Source organism: Lamprobacter sp., assembly GCF_034860625.1.
Lineage (GTDB): Bacteria > Pseudomonadota > Gammaproteobacteria > Chromatiales > Chromatiaceae > Lamprobacter.
In genome coordinates this window covers 1-1,580 of sequence record NZ_JAYESN010000481.1, presented here as the reverse complement: position 1 = coordinate 1,580, position 1,580 = coordinate 1, and the positions used below count along the sequence as shown (strand labels likewise).

Annotated in this window: 1 protein-coding gene; it reads left to right on the top strand. The window is 56.7% G+C overall.

Annotation, left to right across the window (positions count from 1 at the left end):
• Positions 1-254 precede the first annotated feature (254 nt).
• Positions 255-1,511: an ISAzo13 family transposase gene (locus VBE63_RS29050; protein WP_323686454.1), complete on the top strand. Its 1,257-nt coding sequence runs from the start codon at positions 255-257 to the stop codon at positions 1,509-1,511.
• Positions 1,512-1,580 lie beyond the last annotated feature (69 nt).

The following is a 1,580-nucleotide window of genomic DNA, read 5'->3' as shown; positions in this document are numbered from 1 at the left end:
GCGCTCTTTTGGCTCGATGTCAGCTTACTGAACGACCGCGGATGCCGCATTCCATGGCTTCATCTCGACTATCACGGCCAGACCGGTGCGGCAGATTCCACACAGGTATGTCACCGCTGATTGGCACGAAGCGGTCGTTGCCACCGAAGAAGCTAACAGCGGAATTGGGTCGGTAACGGACCTTGCCAATGGCTCTAGGCAACTCCCGTCAAATAGCATCACAGAAGTAGTCGCTTGCGAGTCACCTTGCAGGTATGGTTAAGCCCAAGCCGTTCACACTGTTGTTCACCATGCAAGACACCGAACTCCAACTGACCGAGACCGTGATTCAAACGATCCGAGACGCGGCCAACAAACTGACCGGACCGAAGCGGAGGCAGTTTGAAGCGCAAGTCGCCTTAGACTATCTCCATGGAAGTGCGCGCAAGGCGCAGACGGTCTTTGGGTGGTCGAGCAAGACCGTCGCGCTTGGACTCAACGAGTTGCGCACCGGCGTCACCTGTATCGACAACTTTTCCTTGCGCGGTCGACACAAGTGCGAAGACGCGCAGCCCAAGCTGCTGGAGGATATCCTCGCGTTGGTCGAACCGCACAGCCAGGCCGATCCCAAGTTCCAAAGCCGCTTTCAGTACACCCGACTGACGGCGAAGGCGTTGCGTCAGGCGCTGATGGACGAGAAAGGCTGGAGCGATGAACAACTGCCGCATGAGAACACCCTTGGCGTGATCCTCAACCGACACGGCTATCGCTTGAGACGGGTTCAGAAAAAGAAACCGATCAAGCGCATTGCGGAGACCGATGCGATCTTCAAAACGGTTCACGACGCCAACGACGCATCCGATCAACGCCCGGATTCGCTTCGCATTTCCATCGATACCAAGGCGAAGGTTGACATCGGCCCCTACTCCCGACGGGGGTGCTCACGAGGCGCTCAGTCCGTAGAAGCCGCCGATCACGACTTCAAGCCGGACTGCAAGCTCGTTCCCTTCGGCATCCTCGATGTCATGGCCGGCTGGCTGACCATCCTCTTTGGCACTTCACGTGAGACCAGCGATTTCATTGTCGACTGCCTGTACCACTGGTGGCAGGACAACCAAGCACGCTACGCACACATCAACCAACTCGTCATCAACCTCGACAATGGCCCTGAACTCCAGAGCCGGCGCACGCAGTTGATGGCGCGGATGGTCGCGTTTGCCGAGCAGACTGGCTTAGAGATCGTCTTGGTCTACTATCCACCCTACCATAGCAAATACAATCCGATTGAGCGCTGCTGGAGTGCTTTGGAAAGGCACTGGAACGGCGCCTTGCTCGATTCCGTCAAGACCACTGTCGCCTGGGCTTGCACCATGACATGGAAAACCGTTGAACCGGCGATTCACCTGTTGGACCAGGTCTACGAGAAAGGCGTCTCCCTGACAAAGCAGGCTTTCGAAACGATCGAGCAACGCCTTCAGCGCCATGAGCATCTACCGAAGTATCATGTTGTGATTCAACCAACACCGGCGTGAGCCTGTTACGCTATTTTTCGGGAGTTGCCTAAGGGCAGCCAGAACAGTGCCAGCAGGGTGAACAGAACC